Origin of the sequence: Streptomyces sp. NPDC102437 (assembly GCF_044765565.1) — a bacterium.
Classification (GTDB): Bacteria; Actinomycetota; Actinomycetes; order Streptomycetales; family Streptomycetaceae; genus Streptomyces.
This window is the reverse complement of sequence record NZ_JBIWKI010000001.1, coordinates 537,218-558,833: the sequence shown is the minus strand read 5'-3', so window position 1 is coordinate 558,833 and position 21,616 is coordinate 537,218. Positions and strand designations below refer to the sequence as shown.

General features: G+C 69.4%; 23 protein-coding genes and 1 pseudogene. 13 read left to right on the top strand and 11 right to left on the bottom strand.

Annotated features, from left to right (window positions below; genetic code table 11):
- Positions 1-64 precede the first annotated feature (64 nt).
- The 4 genes from ACIRJP_RS02490 (at position 65) to ACIRJP_RS02475 (ending at position 4,273) form a co-directional block, all read left to right on the top strand.
- The gene (locus ACIRJP_RS02490) at positions 65-1,060 is read left to right on the top strand and encodes a serine/threonine-protein kinase (protein WP_404167350.1); all 996 of its coding nucleotides are present in this window, start codon (positions 65-67) and stop codon (positions 1,058-1,060) included.
- Positions 1,003-1,827 (top strand): hypothetical protein, encoded by an 825-nt coding sequence (locus ACIRJP_RS02485; protein ID WP_404167349.1) that lies wholly within the window; start codon positions 1,003-1,005, stop codon positions 1,825-1,827. Before ACIRJP_RS02490 ends, ACIRJP_RS02485 begins: the two co-directional genes overlap by 58 nt.
- A gap of 84 nt (positions 1,828-1,911) precedes the next feature.
- The gene (locus ACIRJP_RS02480) at positions 1,912-3,015 is read left to right on the top strand and encodes a DUF1266 domain-containing protein (protein ID WP_404167347.1); all 1,104 of its coding nucleotides are present in this window, start codon (positions 1,912-1,914) and stop codon (positions 3,013-3,015) included.
- Between the two features lie 70 nt (positions 3,016-3,085).
- Entirely contained in the window at positions 3,086-4,273 is a 1,188-nt protein-coding gene (locus ACIRJP_RS02475; RefSeq protein WP_404167345.1) for a DUF1266 domain-containing protein, read from the top strand.
- Between the two features lie 248 nt (positions 4,274-4,521).
- Here the strand turns inward: ACIRJP_RS02475 and ACIRJP_RS02470 are convergent, their stop codons facing one another.
- From ACIRJP_RS02470 to ACIRJP_RS02460, 3 genes are all read right to left on the bottom strand, one after another.
- Positions 4,522-5,007: a DoxX family protein gene (locus ACIRJP_RS02470; protein WP_404167647.1), complete on the bottom strand. Its 486-nt coding sequence runs from the start codon at positions 5,005-5,007 to the stop codon at positions 4,522-4,524.
- Positions 5,008-5,368: 361 nt separating this feature from the next.
- Complete coding sequence (locus tag ACIRJP_RS02465) at positions 5,369-6,040, bottom strand: response regulator transcription factor (protein WP_404167343.1); 672 nt, start codon at positions 6,038-6,040, stop codon at positions 5,369-5,371.
- Positions 6,037-7,209 carry a sensor histidine kinase gene (locus tag ACIRJP_RS02460; protein ID WP_404167341.1) on the bottom strand — a complete coding sequence of 391 codons (1,173 nt, stop codon included), beginning with the start codon at positions 7,207-7,209 and terminating at the stop codon, positions 6,037-6,039. Before ACIRJP_RS02460 ends, ACIRJP_RS02465 begins: the two co-directional genes overlap by 4 nt.
- A gap of 145 nt (positions 7,210-7,354) precedes the next feature.
- Between ACIRJP_RS02460 and ACIRJP_RS02455 the strand changes: the two genes are divergently transcribed.
- Together ACIRJP_RS02455 and ACIRJP_RS02450 are read left to right on the top strand one after the other, a co-directional pair.
- Entirely contained in the window at positions 7,355-8,899 is a 1,545-nt protein-coding gene (locus ACIRJP_RS02455; protein ID WP_404167339.1) for a hypothetical protein, read from the top strand.
- 114 nt (positions 8,900-9,013) lie between these two features.
- Positions 9,014-9,484, top strand: a complete 471-nt coding sequence (locus ACIRJP_RS02450) for a hypothetical protein (protein ID WP_404167337.1) — start codon at positions 9,014-9,016, stop codon at positions 9,482-9,484.
- A 48-nt stretch (positions 9,485-9,532) separates the two neighbouring features.
- Here the strand turns inward: ACIRJP_RS02450 and ACIRJP_RS02445 are convergent, their stop codons facing one another.
- The 3 genes from ACIRJP_RS02445 to ACIRJP_RS02435 form a co-directional block, all read right to left on the bottom strand.
- Entirely contained in the window at positions 9,533-10,177 is a 645-nt protein-coding gene (locus ACIRJP_RS02445) for a class I SAM-dependent methyltransferase (protein WP_404167335.1), read from the bottom strand.
- Positions 10,178-10,323: 146 nt separating this feature from the next.
- The gene (locus ACIRJP_RS02440) at positions 10,324-11,292 is read right to left on the bottom strand and encodes a nitronate monooxygenase (protein WP_404167333.1); all 969 of its coding nucleotides are present in this window, start codon (positions 11,290-11,292) and stop codon (positions 10,324-10,326) included.
- Positions 11,293-11,392: 100 nt separating this feature from the next.
- Positions 11,393-12,088 carry an alpha/beta hydrolase gene (locus ACIRJP_RS02435; RefSeq protein WP_404167331.1) on the bottom strand — a complete coding sequence of 232 codons (696 nt, stop codon included), beginning with the start codon at positions 12,086-12,088 and terminating at the stop codon, positions 11,393-11,395.
- A gap of 107 nt (positions 12,089-12,195) precedes the next feature.
- Here ACIRJP_RS02435 and ACIRJP_RS02430 point away from each other — a divergent pair, with 107 nt between their 5' ends.
- Positions 12,196-12,564: a hypothetical protein gene (locus ACIRJP_RS02430; RefSeq protein ID WP_404167329.1), complete on the top strand. Its 369-nt coding sequence runs from the start codon at positions 12,196-12,198 to the stop codon at positions 12,562-12,564.
- Positions 12,565-12,609: 45 nt separating this feature from the next.
- Positions 12,610-13,285, top strand: a pseudogene (locus tag ACIRJP_RS02425) (class I SAM-dependent methyltransferase).
- Positions 13,286-13,322: 37 nt separating this feature from the next.
- Here ACIRJP_RS02425 and ACIRJP_RS02420 read toward each other — a convergent pair.
- Positions 13,323-13,487 carry a winged helix-turn-helix transcriptional regulator gene (locus tag ACIRJP_RS02420; RefSeq protein WP_404167327.1) on the bottom strand — a complete coding sequence of 55 codons (165 nt, stop codon included), beginning with the start codon at positions 13,485-13,487 and terminating at the stop codon, positions 13,323-13,325.
- On the opposite strand from ACIRJP_RS02420, the gene ACIRJP_RS02415 reads away from it, so the two are divergent.
- Both ACIRJP_RS02415 and ACIRJP_RS02410 read left to right on the top strand, forming a co-directional pair.
- Positions 13,428-13,721 (top strand): YybH family protein, encoded by a 294-nt coding sequence (locus tag ACIRJP_RS02415; protein WP_404167325.1) that lies wholly within the window; start codon positions 13,428-13,430, stop codon positions 13,719-13,721. The two genes, ACIRJP_RS02420 and ACIRJP_RS02415, sit on opposite strands and share 60 nt — an antisense overlap.
- Positions 13,722-13,968: 247 nt before the next feature.
- Positions 13,969-14,961 (top strand): phosphotransferase family protein, encoded by a 993-nt coding sequence (locus ACIRJP_RS02410; protein ID WP_404167323.1) that lies wholly within the window; start codon positions 13,969-13,971, stop codon positions 14,959-14,961.
- Between the two features lie 48 nt (positions 14,962-15,009).
- Here ACIRJP_RS02410 and ACIRJP_RS02405 read toward each other — a convergent pair whose 3' ends face one another.
- The 4 genes from ACIRJP_RS02405 to ACIRJP_RS02390 all read right to left on the bottom strand — a co-directional run bounded on the left by ACIRJP_RS02405 (position 15,010) and on the right by ACIRJP_RS02390 (position 18,186).
- Positions 15,010-16,272, bottom strand: coding sequence for an MFS transporter (locus tag ACIRJP_RS02405; protein ID WP_404167321.1), 1,263 nt, complete (start codon positions 16,270-16,272; stop codon positions 15,010-15,012).
- Positions 16,273-16,283: 11 nt separating this feature from the next.
- Positions 16,284-16,886, bottom strand: a complete 603-nt coding sequence (locus ACIRJP_RS02400) for an ArsR/SmtB family transcription factor (RefSeq protein WP_404167645.1) — start codon at positions 16,884-16,886, stop codon at positions 16,284-16,286.
- Positions 16,856-17,431 carry a hypothetical protein gene (locus ACIRJP_RS02395; protein WP_404167319.1) on the bottom strand — a complete coding sequence of 192 codons (576 nt, stop codon included), beginning with the start codon at positions 17,429-17,431 and terminating at the stop codon, positions 16,856-16,858. The genes ACIRJP_RS02400 and ACIRJP_RS02395 overlap by 31 nt, the downstream gene beginning before the upstream one ends.
- A 158-nt stretch (positions 17,432-17,589) precedes the next feature.
- Positions 17,590-18,186, bottom strand: coding sequence for a hypothetical protein (locus tag ACIRJP_RS02390; protein WP_404167317.1), 597 nt, complete (start codon positions 18,184-18,186; stop codon positions 17,590-17,592).
- Positions 18,187-18,878: 692 nt separating this feature from the next.
- Between ACIRJP_RS02390 and ACIRJP_RS02385 the strand changes: the two genes are divergently transcribed.
- The 3 genes from ACIRJP_RS02385 (at position 18,879) to ACIRJP_RS02375 (ending at position 21,233) form a co-directional block, all read left to right on the top strand.
- Complete coding sequence (locus tag ACIRJP_RS02385) at positions 18,879-19,481, top strand: dihydrofolate reductase family protein (protein WP_404167315.1); 603 nt, start codon at positions 18,879-18,881, stop codon at positions 19,479-19,481.
- Between the two features lie 316 nt (positions 19,482-19,797).
- Positions 19,798-20,460 carry a GDSL-type esterase/lipase family protein gene (locus ACIRJP_RS02380; protein WP_404167314.1) on the top strand — a complete coding sequence of 221 codons (663 nt, stop codon included), beginning with the start codon at positions 19,798-19,800 and terminating at the stop codon, positions 20,458-20,460.
- Between the two features lie 245 nt (positions 20,461-20,705).
- Complete coding sequence (locus ACIRJP_RS02375) at positions 20,706-21,233, top strand: GNAT family N-acetyltransferase (protein ID WP_404167312.1); 528 nt, start codon at positions 20,706-20,708, stop codon at positions 21,231-21,233.
- Positions 21,234-21,616: the final 383 nt, after the last annotated feature.

The window sequence follows — 21,616 nt, the reverse complement described above, 5'->3', positions numbered from 1 at the left end:
CTCGGACTCAAGAATGCGGGAAGTCGGTGATTGCAGGGTCAGAGGGATTCAGGGGGAAGAGAACGTGCCGCAGGCTGGGGATGTACTGGACGGGCGTTACAGGTTGGACTCCCGGCTGGGCGCCGGAGGATTCGGCACCGTCTGGCAGGGCCGTGATCTGCGTATGAACCGCGACGTCGCGGTGAAGACCGGGGTCCCGGACACCGTGGAGGAAGCCCGCCGGTTCGTGCGGGAGGCGGAACTTGCCGGCTCTCTCGCACATCCCAACATCGTGACCGTCCACGACTTCGCCCACATCCACTGGGAGGGGCGGGAACTCGTCTATCTGGTGATGGAGTTGGTGCGCGGAGAGAGTCTCGCGGACGTGCTCCGACGCGGCCTCCCCGGCTTCCACGACGCCGTCGGCTGGGCCGGGGGGATCTGCTCGGCTCTGGAAGCGGCCCACTCGGCGGGGATCGTGCACCGCGACATCAAACCCGCGAACGTGATCATCGGAGCGGCGGACACCCTCAAGGTCCTCGACTTCGGCATCGCCCGGCACCAGCTCTCCCGAACCGATCTCACCGGGAACGGCGTCATCGGCACCGCTCTGTACATGGCTCCGGAACGCTTCCGGGGCGCGGCGGACGCGCGCTCGGACCTGTACTCGCTCGGCTGCCTGCTGATGGAGATGTGGACCGGCCGACTACCGTTCCCCGGAACGTCGTGGCAGGAGCTGTACGCCCAGCACATCGGTGCACCGCCGCCGCGGCCGAGCGCGTTCACCCCCTCGCTCTCCCCCACCGCCGACCAGCTCGTCCTCGATCTCCTGGCCAAGGACCCGGCCGGCCGGCCGCCGCACGCAGCTGCTGTTGCGCAACGCCTGACGTTGCTGGCCCAGGTCACCGAGCCCACCGCGCCGCGGCCGGGCACGACGCCTCAGCCCCCTCTTACACGCCCACGGTCCTCGACGAGGGTGCGGAGCCGGTGCGTGCCGCTCTGCGTCGTCGACTGGGCCAGATCATGGCCCTGCCCGATGACTCGGACATCGGCGAGTTCCAGGAACTGCTGGGTGCGCTGATCCCCGAGGCCCAGCGGGAACTGGGCCCGGACGACCCGCTGACCACGGAGGCCGTCCTCGTCCGTGCCCGGCGGTTGTGGCGCCGGGACCCGACCGACCCGGCTCTGGCCCGGACCGTTCCGAAGTTGCGGAGGGTCTTCGGCGAACAGGATCGGCGGACGATCGAGGCACGGGCAGTGCTGCTGGGGCACCGGCTTCAGTCGGAGCACGCGGACAGGACTGCGGTGACGGCCGAAATGCGCGAGGTCATCAAGATGGCGCAGCATGTACTGGGCCCCTTCGACCCGGTCACTCTGCACGCGCGCGCCGAGCTGGCCACGGGCCTGTGCAAGGGGCTGTCGCGGGACAGGTTCGAGGATGTGAAGCGGCGAAGGGCCGTGTTGGAGCACCTGCTGCCCGACCTCGTCCGTGGACTGCCTGCCGAAGACTCCCATCGCCGCGACATCCACCTGACCGTGGCCGACGACGCCTACCTCATGCAGGATTACGAGACGGCCGCGCGGTACTACGACGAACTGGCGGCCCTCGGTGACGGCGAAGACCGGGGATGGCCCGCGAAGACCCTCTTCGCCCACGCGCGCAGCCTCGGTGAGTCCGGTGAGTTCGAGCGCGCGGCTGCCATGTTGGCGCAGCTGGGAAACACACTGGCCGACGAGGGGAACGCCCGGAGCTACCTCGGGAGCGAGGCGCGCCGACTGGAATCCCGCTACAGGCGACGGCTGCGCCGCCGGACGAATCAGCCGCGCGGCTGGTTCACACGCGGCTGAGAAGCCGGCCTCCATCCCCCTCCGTGTCGGCCGGTCTCGCAGGTCGCCGCCCCGGCCGCCGGAGGCGTTCCATAGGATCCCACCGTGACAACGGGGACAGGAACAACGGGTACGGGTACGGCGGAGACAGCGGCACCGTGGGCGGACTGGTCGCCGCCGACCGAGACGGAACGGCTGGTCCACGAGACAGTGGTGACCGGCAGCCGGGATGCTTTGCTGGACGTCCTGGCCAGGAGCAGGCTCTTCGTACTCGTCGCCCGGCTGTACGCGGACACTCCCGGCTTCACCCCACCGCTCACGGCGCAGCCGGATCCCGCGTCGGGCCGGAGGTGTGTCACAGTGCTGACATCCGGCGCGCTGCCGCCCTGGCACCCGGACTGGGTGTTCGAGGCGACCGGTCTCGACGATCTCGCTCGCCGTTGGCCGGACGGAGTGCGGTGGCTGGGAATCAATCCCGGCACACCGTATGCGGTCACTCTTGAGGCCGGTCCGGGACGTCGCCGGGCGTGGCTGAAGGCCCACGAGCGGTCGGGCGGTCCGCAGCCCGGCCTGCTCTTGACCCATCGGGCCGGTCCGCTGCACGGACCGGTCGCACACGGGCTGGCTCTCGGAGCCCATCTCGCCGTGCACAACGGCCTCGTCTGGAACGACCTCGGCGCCGCCTACGAGGGGTACGCGACGGATCGCGTCCGGCTCCGCAACCCCTGGTGCGTGCAGGACCGCGCCGCCTACCGGGAGACTCTCGAGGCACTGCTGGCCGCCCGACTCGTCGGCCGTACCTACGAGTCGGTGCTCGGGATCCGTCGCACCCTCGCCGGGCGGCTGGGCCGCACCCCCACGGTCCCGGAATGGTCTGCGGCGCTCACCGACGCGCTGGCGCGCCGCCGGTCCACGCCCTCCGACGCGGACGAGGCCCATGAGGCGCTGCGGCTGGCCGCCAAGTACGAGGACAGGTTCCGCGCGGACGGCGCCCTCGGCCCCGGCGAACGGGTCGACACCCTGTCCGCATTCGACTACGGGCGGGCGGTCAACTTCGTACGGCTCGCGCTGGGTGCCCGCCTCTGCGATCCACGCGAAGCCGAACAGGCCGTGCTGCGTATCGGCGCCCTGGCCGGGCAGGCGTACGGCTCCTGGGCACAGTTCTCCCTCGGTTACTCTCTGGCGACGAGGACGATCCGTCCGGAGTGAAATACGGGCAGTCGCTCGCACAGCACCGCGTCCTGACCGAGGACCCCGACAGCCCCTACCGGAACATCGCATGGTCATGAATCCGCTACCCCCTCACCCCGGCTTCCCTGCCCCCGGCGCCCCCTGGATCCCTCCGTCGATGACCGAGCACCTGCTGCTCGAAGCGGGCGTACGCGGTGACACGGAGGCCCAACTGCGTGTGCTGGCCGGCGAGGAACTGTTCATCGTCGCCCCGAAGGCCGAGGTGGACGCGGCTCCCGACATGGTCACCTGGCGCCCGTACCGGGACCAGGGCGGGCGAAGCTGCCGTCCGGTGCTCACCCGCGGGATGCTGCCGCCCTGGCACCCGGAGTGGGTGTTCCACGCCGTCTCCCTCAAGTGGGTGGCGGAGTTCACCTGGCGCGACCCGTGGCAGCTGCTCGTCGTCAACGCCGGCACTCCCGCACAGTCGGTCTTCCCTGCCACGCCTGCGCACCGTGCGCTGTGGATGCGCTACCACGCGGAGAACGACCGTCCGAGGAACGACCGGCTGATCGCGTTGCGGCACGGGGCCCTGCACGGCCCACTGGCCTACGGGCTGGCGTGCGGGGTGCATCTGGCGGTCGGCAACGGCGTGCCCTGGAACGAGGTGGGCACCGCGTACCACGACTACTCGCGCGAGCTGGAGCTGCTCCGCGACTCATGGGGCATCACCGAACCGACCCGCTGGCGGGAGCAGTTGGACATCCTGCTTGAGGCGCGCAACAGTCCGCCCGAGCCCGATTTCGTGCTCCGGGTGCGTGAACGGCTCTGGGCCGGGCTCGGCGAGCAGCCCACCGTGGAGCTGTGGCGCGAGACGGCCGCCGGGCACGCCCAGGACATCGGGGTGGGCCACGGCACGGTCAAGGACATCGAGGATTTGGTGAGGCGCATCGTCAGGTACGAGGCCCGGTTCCGCGCCGACGGGCTTCTGCCGCCGGACGGCCGGGTCAGCACTACGGTCGCCTACGACTACGGACGTGCCGTGAACCTGGCCAGGTGGGGATTGTCCGCCCGTTTCTGCGCCCCGCACGAGGCGGAGCAGGCCATCGTGCACGCCGGCGGCCTGAGCAGACCGGCCTACCGGTCCTGGGAGGAGTTCTCGGCGGGATACGCGCTGGGCCGTGTACTGCGGTTCGACGGCGAGGAATACGGCCACTACTACCAGAGCAATGTCACGGCGCACCGTCTGCTGACGGAGAGCGAAGGCAGCCCGTGGCGGAACCTGCCCTGGCGCTGAACCCTGCCGCGTCTCTCCGCCGACCTCGCTGATCCGGCGGCGGCGGAGCGCGAGTTGCTTGTATGATCACTGGCGGGATAGGGCTCGTAGCGCAGAGGTCGTCGCGCCTTCACCGCGTGTGGGAGGACGCCGGTTCGAATCCGGTCAGCCCCATCCCGCCTTCCGTGGTCACGCGGAGTGGACACATCCCTGACATCGACGGCAGACACGGCAGCCGCCAGATTCCGTCCAAGGGCGAGCCTCTGGGTTCAAAGGCTCAGCACGATGGCGGCGCTGATGCCGCCCACGAACAGCGCGAAAGCGGCTTCCGGCCAGCCGCCCCTCCCCCAGCGGAACGGTCTGTCGAGGGCGAACCGGCCGGGACCGATGGCGGCGACGGCCAGTGCCACGACGGCGATGCACACGTTGTACTCGACGCCGCCTTCCGTCTCCCACAGGCCATGTGCCGCGGTGACAGTCGCCATGGCATTGATCATCACGCCGATCAGGGCAGCCGCTGCCAGTGGGGTGAACAGCCCCAGTGCCAGGCCCAGCCCGCCCAGGAACTCGCAACCGCCGCCGATGGCGGCATAGACCGCTCCTGGGCGGTATCCCAGAGCGGCGAAACCCCTGCCCGTTGCGTCGAGACCTTCACCACCGAATATTCCGAAGAGCTTCTGTGATCCGTGCCCGGCCATGAGGAGGCCGAAGGTGATCCTGACAAGAAGCAGACCGCAGTCACCGGCGGAGACCATGCTCCCTCCCGGAACGCGGGCCGCCTGCTGGGGCGGAGCGCGCAGCTTCTCATCGATGAACTTCATCGCAGACTCCTTCTTCGCTCCGGACTGCCGCGGAGATTCAGTTGGCCTGCCGCCCCCACCATCGAGCAGATGCGCGTTCTCGCATCGAAGTGCGCGAAGCGGATTGCCTTTCCATCGTTACCCCTCCTCCCACCGGTATCGACCCCGGAGCGGTGGAGTGTGCGCGGTATCAGCAGGCGAAAGCCCTGAGGTCAACATGATTCATCGTGCACCGATCCGTCCGATCGCTGTCGGTGACGCCCCGGTCGTGCCGGGGATCCACACGTCGCCGCCCGGTGGACCCCGCCTTGTCATGTCAGGGGGCCGGAGCGTCGGCGATGCGATAGCCGACCCCGGGTGTGGTCGTGATGACTGACGGGCCGCCCAGCTTGCGGCGCAGTCGGCCGATGGTGACGGTCACGGTGTTGGTGAACGGGTCGGCGTTCTCGTCCCACACCTGTTCCAGAAGACCCTCGGCGCTCAGGAAGCCGGGAGCGGCGCGCAGCAGGGCCTCCAGGACGGCGAACTCCTTGACCGACAGCTCAAGCGGGCGGCCGTCGCGCAGGGCGGTGCGGCGTACCGGGTCGAGTTCGAGGCCGGCGGCGCGCAGCGTGCGGGACCGGGCGGCCGGTCTGCGGCGGGCGAGGGAGTGGATGCGCAGGATCAGCTCCGGGAAGTGGAAGGGCTTGGCGAGGTAGTCGTCGGCGCCGAGGGTGAGGCCGCTGACCCGGTCGCCGGGTGTTCCGGCCGCCGTCAGCATCAGGACCATCGCGCGGCCGTCCCGCTCGCTGATCATTTGACAGAGCGTGTCGCCGTGGATCCCGGGCAGGTCACGGTCGAGGACCACGACGTCGTATGCGTTCACGTCGAGCCTGGCAGCGGCGGCCAGGCCGTCGTGCGCGACGTCGACGGCCATTCCCTGGTCCCGCAGCCCCTCGGCCACGACCTCGGCGAGCGACCTCGCGTCCTCCACGACCAGAACTCTCACCGCTTCACTTCTCCTCTCCGGAAACCGACCGCCGTCGGCATCGCCGCCGCGACACGCAGGCCGCCCTCCGGCCGGGCCAGGAGGGTGAGACGGCCGCCGTGCGCCGCGACGATCGCTGCGACGATGGAGAGTCCCAGCCCGGAACTGCCCTCCGGTCCCGTCCGGTCGGCGCCGAGCCGCTCGAACGGCTGCGTCAGCCGGTCGACCTGGGCCTGGTCGAGAACGCGCCCACCGGTCTCGACGACGAAGTGTGTTCCGGCGCCGTCGCGTTCGGTGGCAACCCGGATCCAGCCGCTCCGCTCGTTGTGCACGATCGCGTTGTCGAGCATGTTCTCCACCATCCGGGACAGCAGTGGCCGACTGCCCCGTGTCCAGGCGTCCCGCCCGACGGCGTCGTCATCGACGGTCAGCTTCTTCGCGGTGATGTCTCCGGCTCGTCCGGTCAGTGCCTCCCGCGCCAACTCGCCCAGCGATACGGGGGTCCGGTCGGCGAGGGTGCCGTGCTGGGCCCGTGCGAGGACGAGGAAGCCGTCCAGCAGGTGGTCCACCCGGTCGAGTTCGGTCCGAAGCCGGCCCACGAGTCCGATGGTCTGCGGCGCGGGCTCCGGTTTGGCGGCGGCGACGTCCAGCGAAGCCCGCATCGTCGCCAGTGGCGTGCGCAGTTCGTGCGAGGCGTTGCCGACGAACCGGCGCTGCGCGACGAACGAGGCTTCGAGTCGCTCCAGAAGGCCGTCGACCGTGTCCGCCAGCTCCTTGACCTCGTCGATGGGCCCGGTCACGGCAAGGCGCTGATCCAGGTTCTCCGCGGAGATCCGCTGTGTCGCCGCCGTGATCAGCCTCACCGGTCGCAGGACATGGCCGGCCAGGATGCGGCCGAGCAGGAGAGAGACACCTGCCATCACCAGCAGTGCGATCAGCGAGCCGACCAGCAACCGGTGGCTCTGCTGCGCATGCACGTCCGCGAGTCGCCTCTCCAGATCCTGGATCTGCTGTTCGGCGGCTGCTACGTCGAACGGGCCGGCCGGGGGCTGTTCGGGAGCGGTGCCGGACACCCGGCCACCGGACATCAGATACGTCAGTGCGAGCAGCACGATCGCGGACCCGAGGAACCCGGCCGCGTACAGGATCGTGAATCTCCGTCCGACGGTCCAGCTCCATGGCTTTCCCACGTTCCTCACTCCCCTTCTTCCTCCTTCTTCCGTTTCCGTCCGCTGCGGGTCCGGCAGCCGGACCCAGACTGCCGCACGGCGCCTAACAGCGGGATGACAGAGGCGGTTCGGACCATGTCATGGGCCGAACCGTAGAACCAATGCCATGCTCACGACCAACAAACTGCTTCGACAGGTTCGACAGGAGTGGACCGGGTTCCGGCGTCCGGGCCGGCTGAGCGCGATGGCGGTCGCGGCTCTGGTCGTCATCGCCCTCGGTCTCCTCCCCGCGTTCGGCAACCACACATCCTGCGACGGCCCGTGCCCGGCCGAACCGACCGGGCCGGACGGCTCCCACGTCAACGACCAGTTCTCCTTCCTGCATCGCGATCTGGACGAGAACGGCAGCATCACGGTCCGCATGACATCCCTGACTGGCACGATCACCTATCCGCCGCCGGACCATGACCGGATCGTCCCGGGCCTGGTGCCGTGGGCGAAGGCCGGGATCATCGTCAAGGACGGGCTCCGCCGGGGATCGTCGTACGCGGCGTTGATGCTCACCGGCAGCCACGGTGTGCGGATGCAGTACGACTACCGACACGACATCGCGGGCAGCCGCGGTGGGGTCTCGGCCCGGTCGCCACGCTGGCTGCGGCTGACACGGTCTGGCGACTCCGTCACCGGCTACGAGTCCGCCGACGGCCGGCGGTGGACGAAGGTCGGCACGGCGCAGCTGTCCGGGCTGCCCAGGACTGTGCAGGTCGGTCTGTTCGCCACCTCTCCCGGCGATCTGACACTGCGGCCCGTCGGCCTCGGCGGCGCGACGGAACAGGTGCGTTTCACTCAGGCCGGCGGTTCCTTCGACAACGTCGTTCTCAGCGACGTGCCCTCCTCCGCCGAGGGCTGGCGCTCCGACACCGTCGGAGAAATGAACCGGACCGACTGGGAGAAGTACCACAAGGCATCCGGGGCGGTGGTGGATGGCGGCACGATCACCGTCACCGGCACCGGCGACATCGGGCCGGGAGGTACCGAGGGAGGAGACCGCCCGGTGGAACGTACCCTCGGCGGCCTGGCCCCCGGGCTGCTCATCGTGCTCGTGGTCGCCGTGCGGTTCGCCCAGTCCGGGTCCCGCCGTGATCCCGCGCGCGGCACTCCGGTCACCCGCCGGGGGCTCGCCGCGAAGGCGGCCGTCGTCGGAACCGTCACGTTCGTGACCGGTCTCCTGGCCGTGGGGATCGTGATCCCCATCGGCACGGCGATCCTGCGCGAGTACGGGACCACCGTCATCGCGGTGTCCGCACTCACCGGCGTGCGGATGGTCGTCGGGACGGCCGCTGTGCTCGCCCTCTCCGCCGTGCTCGCGCTCGCGCTCGGCGCCCTCCTTCGCCGCATCTGGCTCGCGGTCCTCGCCGCCGTACTGGCGATCGTGGTCCCGTACGTGGTGACCTCCGTCCCGCTGCTGACCGACGGTCTCTCGCAGTGGCTGTTGCGGGTCACTCCGGCCGCCGGCTTCGCCACCCAGCAGACCCTCGTCGAATATCCGCAGGTCACTGCCCACTTCGTGCCCTCCACCGGGTACTTCCCGCTTCCGTGGTGGGCCGGGATCGCCGTGTCGTGTGCGTACGTGGTTGTGTTCCTGGGGCTTGCTCTGAGCAGCCTGCCGCGAAGCGACGGGCGGGCCGGGCAACCGGGACGCTGGAGGTGACCGTCGGCGGCACGGGGCCACGTACCGGAGTACGCCGGAGGAGACCGCGGTGACCGGCTCCTGGCCGACATCGGCATCGCATCGGCCGAGGTGTCCGACGCGCTGGAACGAGCCATGACGAACGGACACCTCGGCGAGCCGGACCGGGCCTGGGCCGCGGCAGCGCTCTCACGGCTCGGCCGGATGGATGTGGTGGCGAGGCAGCTCGACAGCATTCCGCCGGATGTGGCGGCGCAGGGCCTGGCCGCACCGTACACATCGTTCCGCGACCACGGCGCCCACGGTCCCCTCGACTACGCGCCACTGGAAAACGTTCTGACGGCGCATCCGGACCGTCATGCCGCCGTACTCCACCAGCTCGCCCCCGGCAGAGGCCTCTGCGCCATCGGCGCGGAGGAGGTCGAAACAGCGCTCACCGCACTGACTTCGGCTCTGCCCGTCGTACGGCGCCACGCGCTCGTCGTCCTGTCCGGCGCGCCGCTGGACGCGGAGCAGCGTGAGCGCTACACCGCCCGGCTGCGACACCTGCGTCAGGACGACCCGGATCCGTCGGTACGCAACGCGGCGGCCACGCTCGGCGGATGACGGTACACGAACCCGGGGTCCGTCCGGTGGCGGGTCACGGAACAGCCCTCAGGACTGGCGACGTGCAAAGAGGACAGCTCCTGGCCGGCTCCCGTCGAGATCGAGCAGCCATTGGGCCTCGACGGTGAATCCGGCATCGCGCAACCAGTCCGTCATCCGGGCAGGCTGTCGTCGATGGACGTGAACGTTCATCGGGTGGCCGCCGTAACCCTGGGTCTTCAGTCGCGACTCGTCGCCCACGTGAAAGCCGAGCAGCAGTGGTCCACCAGGGCGCACGACCCGTCGGAAATGGCCGAGGACCGCAGGGATCTCGTCGTCGGGAACGTGGATCAATGACCAGAAGGCGAGCAAAGCGGTGACGGAGGCGTCGGCGAGGCGGAGGTCCGTCATCGTTCCCACCTCGAACCGCAGGTCGGGGTGGTCGCTCCGGGCCACGTCGATCATCCCGGGCGACAGGTCGATCCCGAATGCGTCCACACCCAGCTCATGCAGGTGAGCGGTGACATGACCGGGTCCGCAGCCCACGTCCGCCACCGGCCCGCCGCCGGCTGCATGCGCCATGTCGGCGAACAACGCCAGTGCCGCCCGAAGGTACGGCTCTCCAGCGATGGCCTCGCGCAGTTGGTCCGCGTAGCTGACCGCGACTGTGTCGTACGAATTCCGGGTGTCTGCCAACCATCCGCTCACATTCATACTCCGCCACGGTAGTCGACCAACTGTGCGATGTTGTCCTGACGGCCGCGGGAGCACACGGCACGAGGCGGCCTGGCCCTCGAATGGTCAGTGACAGCATCCATGTCTCATGGTGCCCCCGACCCGCCAGTCCCAGAACACCCTGCTCAGCCGAGCCTGCCTGCCCGGGACAGCGCTTCCCCGGCCTGTGCGGCAAGGGTGCCGACCAGGCCGAACGCGGACGGCAGGTCGTCGATGAGGTCGATGGCCTCGCTCGCCCACCGGGGCATCGGGGGGATCTCGCCCCGGACCACGGCTTCCTGGTACGCCTGTTGCGCACGCGGGGCAGCCGCGAGCTCGTCCTCCCGGCCCCGCCATGCGTCGAGGTAGGGGTGGCCGAGAGTGCGAGCGGTGTACTTCGACGGCCACCGCGAGCTGCGGGCGATGTCCAGCACCCTGTTGCGCTCGGTGTCCTCCCCTCGTCCCTCAACGATCGCCTGGGCGGTCCCGGGAGCGAGCAGGGCCTCGGTAGTGGCCTGGAAGCGGGTCCCGATCAACGCTCCCTCGGCCCCCAGCGCCAGGGCGGCGGCCACACCGCGCCCGTCGGCGATCCCACCGGCCGCGAGTACCGGGACCGGCGTCGCCAGGTCCACCACGGCGGGGACGAACGGCAGTGTGGACCGCCCGTTCCGGGCTCCGTGCCCGCCGGATTCGGTGCCCTGCGCCACGATCACATCGGCGCCCAGGTCCACCGCCCTCCGGGCCTCCTCCATGTCGGTGGCCTGAATGATCAGCACCGCCCCCGCGCTGAGGATGTGCTCCACGAACGGACTCGGGTCACCGAAGGACAACATCACCGCAGCCGGCCCGTGTTCCAGCGCTCGGGCCACCACTGCGACGTCGATCGCGCACGCCTGGAATCCGATGCCCCACGGCTTCCCGGCGGTCTCGTCGACCAGGACAGGGAGCTCGCGGGCCAGCCAGTCCTGATCGCCGTTCCCACTGCCCAGCAGTCCGAGCCCGCCGCCACGCGATACCGCCCCCGCCAGAGCCCCACCGGCCGACCCGCCCATCGGGGCCAGCGCGATCGGATGTTCCACACCGAACATTTCCGTGAATGCCGTCGACAGTCCCATCAATCCCATGGTTTCAGTCCTCGCCCATCTGTCCTGTCGGCAAACGGCGCCGAGCCGTACACCGGAAGTGAACCAAGTGGGGTCAAGCAGATCAGGCGGATCAGGGCGAACCGGCAAGTTCGACGAGGTGCCGGGCTGTTCCCGCAGGATCCACGATCTGATGGAGGTGTGCACCGGGCTGATGTGCCACGCGCCAGCCGCGTTCGCGAGCCTCGGCGGCGCAGTCCTCGTACGGAGGGCCGAACAGCAAGTAGGAGCACGGGTGGTCGTCCCAGCCTTCGGGGACCGGGATGTGCTGCTCGTAGTAGGACAGCGGAAGGCAAGGCTGCTCCTCGATGACCTCTCGCCTCACCACCGGATCGGAGAACATGGGGGCGACGTCCGCTTCGTCCCACCAGTCGGTCCAGCGCGGCAGCCTGCCGTTCACCGCCATCGGGCGGAGGAATTCCAGAAATTCGGGAGAGGCGACAGGCGTCGGTCCCGTCCGGTCCGGCAGCGCGGCATCGACGAAGACCGAACCGGTCACCGGATGATCGAGGCGCGCACGGATCGCCGGGAGGAACAGTCCTGCGTTGCTGTGCGCCACCAACGTGACGGGGCTGTCGGCCGGAACCTGCCGGAGGTCGTCGCGGACGGCGTCGGCCACGCAGGGCCAGAAGGGCGGAGCACCGGCGCCGATGTGCAACAGGGACGGCACCCGTACCGGGTAACCAGCCGCCGTCAGGCGTTCGGCCACGGGGTGCCAGGTCGAAGGACCTACGGACGGGCTGTGCACAAGAACGAAGATCGGCTGCATCTGACGATCCTGTCGCCCTCGCCTGGAAGGCGCGACCGCGTCAGCCGACAGCAGAACGGCTCCCTCGCAGCGGCTCAGCCGGACTCCGCCGCACGCCACACGACTGGATGAACCAGAAACCCGCGCCCGTCGACCGCGCCGGCCCGACCGTCCTGCTGCGCACGTTCCTTGGGCACGTCCGGGGGCCCGGCCGTGTGCGGGTGCTCGCTTGCCTGGAGCTGCACCGCGAGGCGACGCGGACTTCGTGGCCGGCGGCGCCGATCGACGCCTTCGCGGCCGCCGATTTCGCGTACTCCGAGCACGCCCAGCGCAGTGCGGGCCTGCCCTCCGTGACCGTGCGGCGCGCCGCCACCGTCACGCTGGCCCTGCATGCCGCGCTCCCCCACCTGGTGGCCGACAATCCCACCACGCAGGCGGCAGCCGGACTCGACGGGTACGTCAACGGCCTCCTGGACACGGTGTACGGGACAGCGTGAGGGCGCCCGCCCCCTGCGCCTGCGGACCGGTGGTTCCGCAGGCGTCTGAGGCTCTGGTGGACTCACCCTCATGACGACACCGCTGTCCGCATCGTGCGAGCACTTGATCAGTTCCACGCCACCCACTCCTGGGACCACAACGCCCACTACCACCGATGGATCCTGCTCCGGCTCCCCAGACGTTTCGACAGCGCTCTGGACGTCGGAAAGCGGTGACCTCGCCAGGCTCCTGGCCTCACGGGCCGGAGCAGTGCACGGCATCGACGTGGACCCCACCATCCTCGCTCGCGCGCGGGAGCTCACAGCCCCGACAGCCCCGGTGACCTTCTCTGTCGGAGACGCACTGAAGGAGGTACCGCCCGGCCCCTACGACGTCATTACCTGTGTCGCCACCATCCACCACATGCCGTTCAGCGACGCCCTCACCCACTTCCGACAGCACCTGGCGCCCGGCGGAACTCTGGTCGTCGTCGGCCTCTCCCGCCCGCAGTCTCGGAGCGATCATCTGATCGATGCCGTCGCCATCCCGTCGAATGTCGCCATGGCCTGGATCAAGAACAAGGGCCGCAAGGCGCCGCGACCAGCCTCAATGACCGCCCCGACCCAACCGGCGACCATGACCTTTGCAGACATCGTTCGCGACGCCCGCCGGGCGCTGCCCGGCGCACGGCTGCGCCGGCGGCTGTTCTGGCGCTACACGCTGGTCTGGCACCAGCAGTAGGCGCTCGGCCTCACGGCTCGGCCGGGAACGGCCCGTCTCAGGCCGGGGCCTCGGCTCCCCAGTCCCACAGGGCGTGGAGGACCGGGCCGAGGCGGTGTCCTCGCTGGGTGAGCGCGTAGCGCACTCGCGGAGGCCAGCCCGGGTGGCGGTCGCGTTCGACGACTCCGGCCTCGCCAAGGTGTGCCAGCCGATCGGACAGCACCTTGTCCGACAACACGGGCGGCACGTCTACCGCAATGGAGCCCTGGCGCTGCTGGTCGTGGACTGGGCCATCGACGGGACCGACCGTGACGGCAAGACGGTGCACGTCGAAGGCACAGCTACCGACGTCGCCCGGCGGGGCCCGGACGGCCGCCGGCGGTACGCCATCGACAACCCCTTCGGTCTCCGTTCGCAGCGGGTCGCCACCGAGGACGCCGCAGATCCGACGTCCTGAATCGGCACAGCTGGTCGAGCGTCTGCTGTCGGCAAGAGCGAGCAGACGGCTTCCGCCATCTCCGCGTCCGCCCGGACAGTGCGGCCGAGGCCCTTGATCGGATCGGTCGGCCGAGCCGGTTTCCGAACACCCCCGAGGCATCACCACGCTGGGCGAAGACACCTTGCGGACCCGCGAAACAGGTGCTGCTGGAAGTGGAGAATCAATCCAGTGGGACGCGCGGCGCCTTCTTGTGTAGCTTCTGCGGATGAGGCAATTCGCGGGCACCGAAAACCTGTCGGAACTCGTGCGTGATGCGCTGGGAACGGGACGCCGCGTTGTCTCGGTGGACCGGTTGCGTGGGGGAAGCCAGAAGGGCGTGTACCGGGCTCGCCTCGATGGCCCCCGTACAGAGAGCGTGATCGTCTACAGCTGGGCCGAGGACGAGAACTACTGGCCGAGCACAGGAGAGGCCGATCCCGCCGATCCCTTCGCGCCCGCGTCAGGAATGGTCCAGTTCCTGACTGCACAACGGACCTTGCACGGTCTCGGGGTACGGGTTCCGCGGGTGCTCCTGGCGGATGGCAGCCGACGCCGCTTTCCGGCCGATTTCGCCGTGGTCGAGGACGTTTCCGGTGGCACGCTCGAGGCTTTCTTCGAGACGGATCCCGCGCGCGCAGCAGGGACCCTCGGCGGCCTTGCCGAGATGCTCGGCGTGATGCACCGTGACCGGTCCCGGAACTACGGCGGCGTGGGCCTGCGGGAGCACGGCGACTGCGTCTCCGAGCTCCCGTGCGAGCGACGGGTCCTCGACCGTGCCCTGGGGCACCTCAAGGAGGCGGCGGCGCGTGACGGCAGCATCGCGGCGGCCGAAGCCGCTTTGCGCGACCGTCTTGAACAGCTGGCGGCACGCGTGAGCCCCCGCCAGGAATACGGCCTGATCCACGGAGAACTCGGACCCGACCACGTCATGGTGGATGCCGACGGGCGCCCCGTCCTGATCGACATCGAGGGCCTGATGTACTTCGACATCGAGTGGGAGCATGTATTCCTCCGGCTCCGCTTCCACGAGCGGTACGCCGCGCTGTCCCGGTCCGATCTCGATCCCCGACGACTCGACCTCTACATGCTCGCGATGCGGCTGTCACTGGTGGCCGGCCCGCTGCGTCTCCTCGACGGTGACTTCCCCGGTCGGGCGTTCATGCAGGGAGTCGCTGTCCACAACGCCAAGGAGGCACTGGCGCTTCTGCCGCAGGCGTAGCCCTCAGGGGTGTCCAGCCACCTGCCGGGGGCAATGGGGTGAACTGCCCTATCCAGTAGGGACATCACGGCCAGTCGGCGGGGCGGACCCGGTCGTCGACGGTCGGAGTTCGGCGCGTCGTAGCACGGGGACGGCCAGGCCGAGCACCGCGGCGGACAGGCAGATCGCGCCGCATCCGGCGAAGAACGCATCCGCTCCCCACAGAGCCACCGTCACGCCGACCGCCGGGAAGAGCGCGGGCGCGAGGCCCAGCGCACACAGGGTCGTGACCGAGGTGACCCGGCCGAGGTAGCGCGGATCGGTCTCCGTCTGGATCAGGGCGCCGGTCACGACCGTGGTGAGCCCGCTGGTCAGGCCGATCAGGGCGCCGAACCCCACGGCAGCGGGCAATGAGGGCGCCTGCCCCAGCGCGACCGCGCCCGCGGCGGTCACGAGCAACGACCCGGACATCGCCAACCCGGCACGTGGGATCCGGGGCGACACGGTGAGACTCAACCCCGCCGCCGCACCTCCGACACTGAACGCACTCGCGACCCAGCCCATCCCCGACGCGCCCCAGCCGCGTTCGTCCGCCAGGAGCACCAGACCGGTGGCGACCGGGCCGCTGAAGCACATCTCGCTCAGCCCGACAACTGCGACCAGGGATGAGAGCGTCCGGTGGCGGCGGACGTATCGCAATCCGTCACCCAGCTCACGCCAGACAGAGGCTCGCCGAGGCAATTCGGTCGGGGTCGCGATCCGCACGGTGAGCAGAACGGCGAGCGAGCCGGCGAAGAGAACCCCCGCGGCCGCGAACGCACCGGCCGCACCGCCGATGGCCAGCACCGCCCCCGCCAGGAGCGGGCCGACCGCGTTGCTCAGCCGGATCGACAGCCCGCGCATCCCCTGGACCCTGGCGAGTTGCCCGGGCGTCGTGATGCGCGGCGGCAACGCACCCACCGCCGGCATGAACACCGCGTCCACCACACCGAAGATCAACGCCACCGCGACCAACAGCCACACATCCGGCGACGCAGACATGACTGCCGCGGCCACGGCGAGGATCACCACGCAGCGGACCGCATCGCTGACCACAGCGACCCGGCGCGGCCCGAACCGGTCGGCCACCACGCCTCCGCCGAGCATGAGTACCGCCCGGGGAAGTGCCCCGGCCGCGACCACCAGGCCCGCCTGCGACGGCCCGCCGGTCCGGGTGGCGGCCCAGGACAGGGCGAGGAAGTACACGACGTCGCCCGTCACCGAGGCGGTGTACGCGGCAAGCCAGCGAAGGACATTGACGTCCCGGTGAGCGGGCCGCGCGAACGCTGCCATGCCGTGCGTACTCACGCGTCACCGGTCGGTCGCAGGGCCGCACCGGGCACCGGAAACGCCTGCACTTGCAGGACTATCGGAGAGGAACCTTCAGGCGCCCTGCGTACCTCGGTCGCCCCGCGCACCTCGGTCGCTTCAGGTACTTCGGGTGCTTCCCCGGCTCCGTGGCGGTAGCGGGCGATCACCTCGAAGAGCTCGGACCTCATCCGGTCCACGTCGCCGGGCGTCAAGCACAGGAGGAAGTCGCTGTAGACGGCGACGTCGAGCCATTCCTGAGGAAGCAGGGCCACCTCCTGCGCCGCCCTGCGCAACCGGTCCGCGGCAGCCACGGCGACTGTCTGCGTGTATGCGCGTCCGGCCTCGCGTTGCTCCGTGGACGCTGTCGCAGGATCGTGGATGGACTGGCGGTGAAGGGATTTCCACCATCGTTCCCGCCCGGTTCCCCGGCCCGGCTCGTCCACGATCAGCCCGCCCGACGCGAGGCGACGCAGATGGTAGCTCGCCGCACCGGGGTTGATGCCGAGTTCCTCCGCGATGCGGGTGGCAGTGGAAGGACCGCGCTCGCGCAACAGGGTGAGCACGTTCAGGCGCAATGGATGAGCAAGTACGCGCAGGGCGGCGGTGTCGAGTTCGATGTCCCGTTCCGACGAATCGATGTCTCGGTCCGAGGGATCGGCGGGGGCGGCGGAATCGGAGGAAGAAGCGGCCATGCGCCGAGGATAGACCTACAACAGTTGTTTTGAAAGAGATGTTGTGAACCATGGCACGACAAGCCGAAGCTTTGCTGAGTGTTCGTCGACTCAGCCTGCACCGGCTCAGTTTGCTCCGGAATGTTGATCACCGCGGTGAAGCCGCCGATGTCGACGAACGTGACGCCGAAGTCGGCAATGCACGTCACGGTGCCGGTGACGAGCTGACCGCGCCGTAGGGACTTCAGGATGGCCCAGCCCCGGTCGCTGGGCGTCGATTCGCCGATCTGCGGTTCACGGACCACCAGTTGGTCGATGCCCGTGTCCTCGGCGAAGGCGGCCACTGCCATCAGGTAGGCGGCCTCGACCGTTCCGTGGTCGCTGATCTCGGACTCGGCGCCGGTGTAATGGCCGTGCTGGTCGCGGTCGGCGGGGTCGTGTTTGGTGACCCGGTGGACATGAGGCAGCACGTCACTGCCTGCCAGGGGTCGAAGGCGATGCTGGGGACATGCCTTCAGCGTGGGCCGGTCTCCCCTCTCTTGCGCGAACGGCCTCTCTCCCCCATGTCGGAGAGGCCGTTCAACGTCTTCGTCTGGGCGGCCCCGCCGAGTGGTCGGGCGCGGCCGTCTCAGTGGGCGCCAGCCGTCTCGTCGAAGAAGCGGACGATGCGTGGCAGGGCCTGCCTCACCGAGTTGCCGTGGTCGTAGTCACCGACGTCCGTGAGCCGGTAGTCGGCGCCGTTGTCCCTCAGCTGTTGCGCACAGTACGCGGAGTGGGAGTAATCGACGTCCTGGTCACCGCGGGCGTGGAAGAGGCTCACGGGTACGTTCGACTTCCAGTCACAAGTGGTGTCCAGCGCATGCAGCCGGTACTTGAGGACACCGCTGGGTGTGCGGACCCTTTCCAGGAAGTCTTCGGTGAACAGGTCCTTGGACGTGGGCGGAAGCGCACCGGCGATCTCCTCTGTCGTGTGATCACCGTCGAAGAGCCCCTCCACGATCCGGTCGTAGGGTGCGCGGAAGGCTTCGCTCGGCGAGCCGTAGAGGCCGTAGGCCTTGTTCCACGCAGTCGCGAAGTAGGCGAGATAGAGTCCGGACTTGGCGATCCTGTCGTTCGCCGCAGCCGATTCGAAAGCGGACAGATGGAACGGACCGGCGACCGGGGCGAGCGCCCCGAGCCTGAAGTACCGGTCGGCTCCCCCCTGGAGGGCCCGGCCGACGGGCATGGTCGCGGGCCCGCCTTGCGAGAACCCGCTGACGTGGACCGTACGGTCGAGTTCCCGGCCGTCTCGATGGGCGAAGGTACGTGCCGCGCGCAGCCCGTCGACGGCGGCGGCGACGGTGGCCCGTGGATCGCCGTACGGATGGAAGCCCTCGCCCGTACCGAGGCTTACGCAGCCGGGCGCCGAGACCGCGCGTCCGGTCGAATCGGGGCGAGGTACGGAAGCGTTGTGAAGTCAGGTGTGGATCTTGCCTGTTGACGGGTTCGCAATGACATGAGGCCAACGGCTCGCTCCGCGTAGGGCCAGCCCTACAGGGATTCCCTAAGGGCTGTCCGGTGATCCCGGGTGAATCAGCGTGCGGCGTTCGGACGCGGTGCATCGCAAGGCGGAGGGGCGCCCGAATACTGAATGTATTCGGGCACTCCGACAACGCGGCGAGGGATGGGGGCCTCCCGTGCACGAGCGCAGCCGAGAGTTTGGGGTAGTGGCTGTCGTCGCACGCCCACCAGGGGTCCCGGGAAACCACTTAAGGGTTTGCGCGTGGAGGGCAGGCACGGGGCGTCGGTCTCGGGCAGCCCTTGCTCCGCGACAGGCCCGTAGCGATCATGGGGACTCCAGGCACTTGGCTGTACGGCTCGCTCCACTGCACACCGATTGCCGATCGCCACTGCCAATCGATCAACGGAAGGTCGTCCGTGCGCAAGCTTGTGTACTACATCGCATCCACTCTCGACGGTTTCATCGCAGGACCGGACAATACAGACCCCTCCGGTCCGGACGGATTCTGGCCGATCCCCGAGGACTACATCCAGCACCTCATCGCCGAGTACCCGGAGACCCTCCCTGCCCCGGCGCGTGCCGCGCTCTCCATCACAGCCGACGGCACGCATTTCGACACCGTCCTCGAAGGCCGGCGCTCCTACGAGATCGGCCTCAAGGCCGGGCTGACGAATGCCTACCCGCACCTGCGCCATCTGGTGTTCTCCAGGACGCTGACCGAGAGCCCGGACCCTGACGTGGAACTGATTGCCGACGATCCGGCCGCGACGGTAAGGGAGTTGAAGCAGCAGGACGGCAAGGACATCTGGCTGGTCGGCGGTGCCGAGCTGGCCGGAGCTCTGTACTGCGAGATAGACGCGCTGATCATCAAACTCAGCCCCATGACCATCGGCTCAGGAATTCCGCTCTTCTCCCACAAGGCGGTGTTCGACCCCCGCACCTGGGAACTCACCGATCACACTGTTCTGAAGTCCGGGACAGCGTTCCTCACCTACGCCCGCAGAACCCCCACCGCGTAACGGCTCGAGAGCGGGTACACCTCTGACCCAGCCCGGTTTGAGGACGTACGTCCTGCGGCTTCATCCTTGGGGTGGGCCGGAGCTTGCCCCGGCCTCGGCGAGTCGGAGCCCTTGGCCGCAGTCGACGGGACGATGTCGGTCTTCCTCCTTCATCGTCTTGTCGATCCGGCCCGCGTGGGCTGAACGCGGAAGGTTCCCGCCGTTGAGGCGTGGTGTCGGCGGTACGTCGGAGCGCTGTCGGTCCGATGTCGACGAGGCCTGGCACCCTTCGAGAGGTCCTGCGTTTCCTCTCCTCAACCGAGTCCAAGGAGCCCACGTGTCGATCACTGTCCGGCCGGGAAGCACCGTGATGTTCACCGGCGATTCGATCACCGACTGCCAACGGCGGGAGAGCGAAGACGGTTTCGGGTACGGCTACCCGTTGCGCGTCGTGGGCGAGTGGGGACTCCGGTACCCGGACCGGCCCGCGACCTGGCTGAACACCGCGAACGCGGGCGACAAGGTGAGGGACCTCGAAGCCCGCTGGAAGACCGACGTACTCGACGCGCGCCCGGACGTGGTGTCGATCCTCGTCGGGGTCAATGACATGGGCTGGCACACCCTGGCCCCGAAGGGGCACGTGATCTCGGCGCAGGAGTTCGAAGCGGGCTACGACCGCCTGCTCGCGCCCCTCGCCGAGGCGGGCACGCAACTGGTCCTCATCGAGCCGTTCCTCCTGCCGATCAACGGCGTCATCGAGGCCGGTGCCGCGCGCATCGGGGAGGAGGAACGGAGGCAGTGGCGCAGCGACCTGGATCCGAAGATCCAGGCCGTGCGCAAGCTGGCCCGCGCGTACGACGCCCATCTGCTCGCCGCCGACGGCATGTTCGCCGAACTCGCCGCGACGAACGGCCCGGAGTACTGGGCCGCGGACGGTGTACACCCGACACCGGCCGGTCACGCCGCACTCGCGGCGGCCTGGCTGCGCCTGGTCGCATGACCGGTCGGCGGGATCGGTGACGGCGAGCTCATGCACGTAGTCGACTGTCAGCTACACATTCAGGGGCGAGCTGCGCATCGCTCCGGGGTCAGGCTCAGCAGAACGGCATGGTTCGCACATAGCCGCCGCTCCGGGGCCGCCGACGGCCCGGCCCTGGAGGGGCGCCGGAGGGCGTCACCACTCTCCGAACTCCACTGACCGATCCATTAGTCGGCCTCGTCCGCGGCCGGTGCAAGGATTGCGGGATGAACGATCTACGCTTCCGTCTCGCCGATGACACCGACCTCCCCGCTCTCGTTCGTCTGCGCGACGACGCCGCTCGCTGGATGCTCGCCCAGGGCATCAACAACCAGTGGCAGCCCGGCGAGCTGGACGAGGCGCATTTCCGCCGGGTCATGGCCGGTGGTGAGGTCTGGATCGCCGCGACCGGCGGCAGGGTGGCCGGGGCCTGGGAGCTGTGGTGGACGGACGAGGATGCCTGGGGGCCGCAACCGCCGGTGGCCGGCTATGTGCACCGGTTGATGGTGGACCGCAGCAGCGCCCGTCCGGGTACCGGGCGGCAGCTGCTACGAGCTGCGGAGCAGCGGGTGGCCACGGCGGGACGGACGTTCGTCCGTCTGGACTGCCTGGCCGGGAATGCTCGTCTGAGCTCCTATTACGTGCACGACGGCTACCGGATCGTCGGCCACAAGGCGGGCAAGCCGCAGCCGGGCGGTGTTCCCAAGTCGTTCACGCTCCTCGAGAAGGACCTGCAGACCGTCCACGAGCGCTGAGCAGCCGGGGCCCGACCCGCCGAGGACGACCCTGGCGGACTTTTCCGGAGCGCGCGGTAGCGGAGCGTGCCACGCCAGCCGCACGAACACGCGCCGCGCAACTCGGTGGCGACCGGAGCGCCGGACGTGCCGTCGTACACGTACCAGTCAGTGCTCCGGTGCACCGTCGGCCCGCTTTCGGTGTCGAAGTACACCGGGCCCGGCTCGGTGCCGTCGGCCTGCAGGACGCCAGGTCGGCCCTCGTGCTCGCCACCGAACTCCTCGGTCTCCCACATGCCGGGCTCTGCACCGGTCGCTCCCGAGGTGTTCGACCAGCGGTACCAGGCTCCGCGGAGCCGCTCGTCAGAATCACGGCCAGTCGTTGCCGCGGTCGATCGCGGGCG

Excerpts from the sequence above, each read along its gene's own strand:
- ACIRJP_RS02485 (WP_404167349.1), top strand. The coding sequence starts at position 1,003 with ATGGCCCTGCCCGATGACTCGGACATCGGCGAGTTCCAGGAACTGCTG.
- ACIRJP_RS02475 (WP_404167345.1), top strand. The coding sequence starts at position 3,086 with ATGGTCATGAATCCGCTACCCCCTCACCCCGGCTTCCCTGCCCCCGGC.
- ACIRJP_RS02470 (WP_404167647.1), bottom strand. The coding sequence starts at position 5,007 with ATGGTCTCCGCCGGTGACTGCGGTCTGCTTCTTGTCAGGATCACCTTC.
- ACIRJP_RS02455 (WP_404167339.1), top strand. The coding sequence starts at position 7,355 with ATGCTCACGACCAACAAACTGCTTCGACAGGTTCGACAGGAGTGGACC.
- ACIRJP_RS02450 (WP_404167337.1), top strand. The coding sequence starts at position 9,014 with ATGACGAACGGACACCTCGGCGAGCCGGACCGGGCCTGGGCCGCGGCA.
- ACIRJP_RS02445 (WP_404167335.1), bottom strand. The coding sequence starts at position 10,177 with ATGAATGTGAGCGGATGGTTGGCAGACACCCGGAATTCGTACGACACA.
- ACIRJP_RS02440 (WP_404167333.1), bottom strand. The coding sequence starts at position 11,292 with ATGGGACTGTCGACGGCATTCACGGAAATGTTCGGTGTGGAACATCCG.
- ACIRJP_RS02435 (WP_404167331.1), bottom strand. The coding sequence starts at position 12,088 with ATGCAGCCGATCTTCGTTCTTGTGCACAGCCCGTCCGTAGGTCCTTCG.
- ACIRJP_RS02430 (WP_404167329.1), top strand. The coding sequence starts at position 12,196 with ATGAACCAGAAACCCGCGCCCGTCGACCGCGCCGGCCCGACCGTCCTG.
- ACIRJP_RS02410 (WP_404167323.1), top strand. The coding sequence starts at position 13,969 with ATGAGGCAATTCGCGGGCACCGAAAACCTGTCGGAACTCGTGCGTGAT.
- ACIRJP_RS02405 (WP_404167321.1), bottom strand. The coding sequence starts at position 16,272 with ATGGCAGCGTTCGCGCGGCCCGCTCACCGGGACGTCAATGTCCTTCGC.
- ACIRJP_RS02390 (WP_404167317.1), bottom strand. The coding sequence starts at position 18,186 with ATGCCCGTCGGCCGGGCCCTCCAGGGGGGAGCCGACCGGTACTTCAGG.
- ACIRJP_RS02375 (WP_404167312.1), top strand. The coding sequence starts at position 20,706 with ATGAACGATCTACGCTTCCGTCTCGCCGATGACACCGACCTCCCCGCT.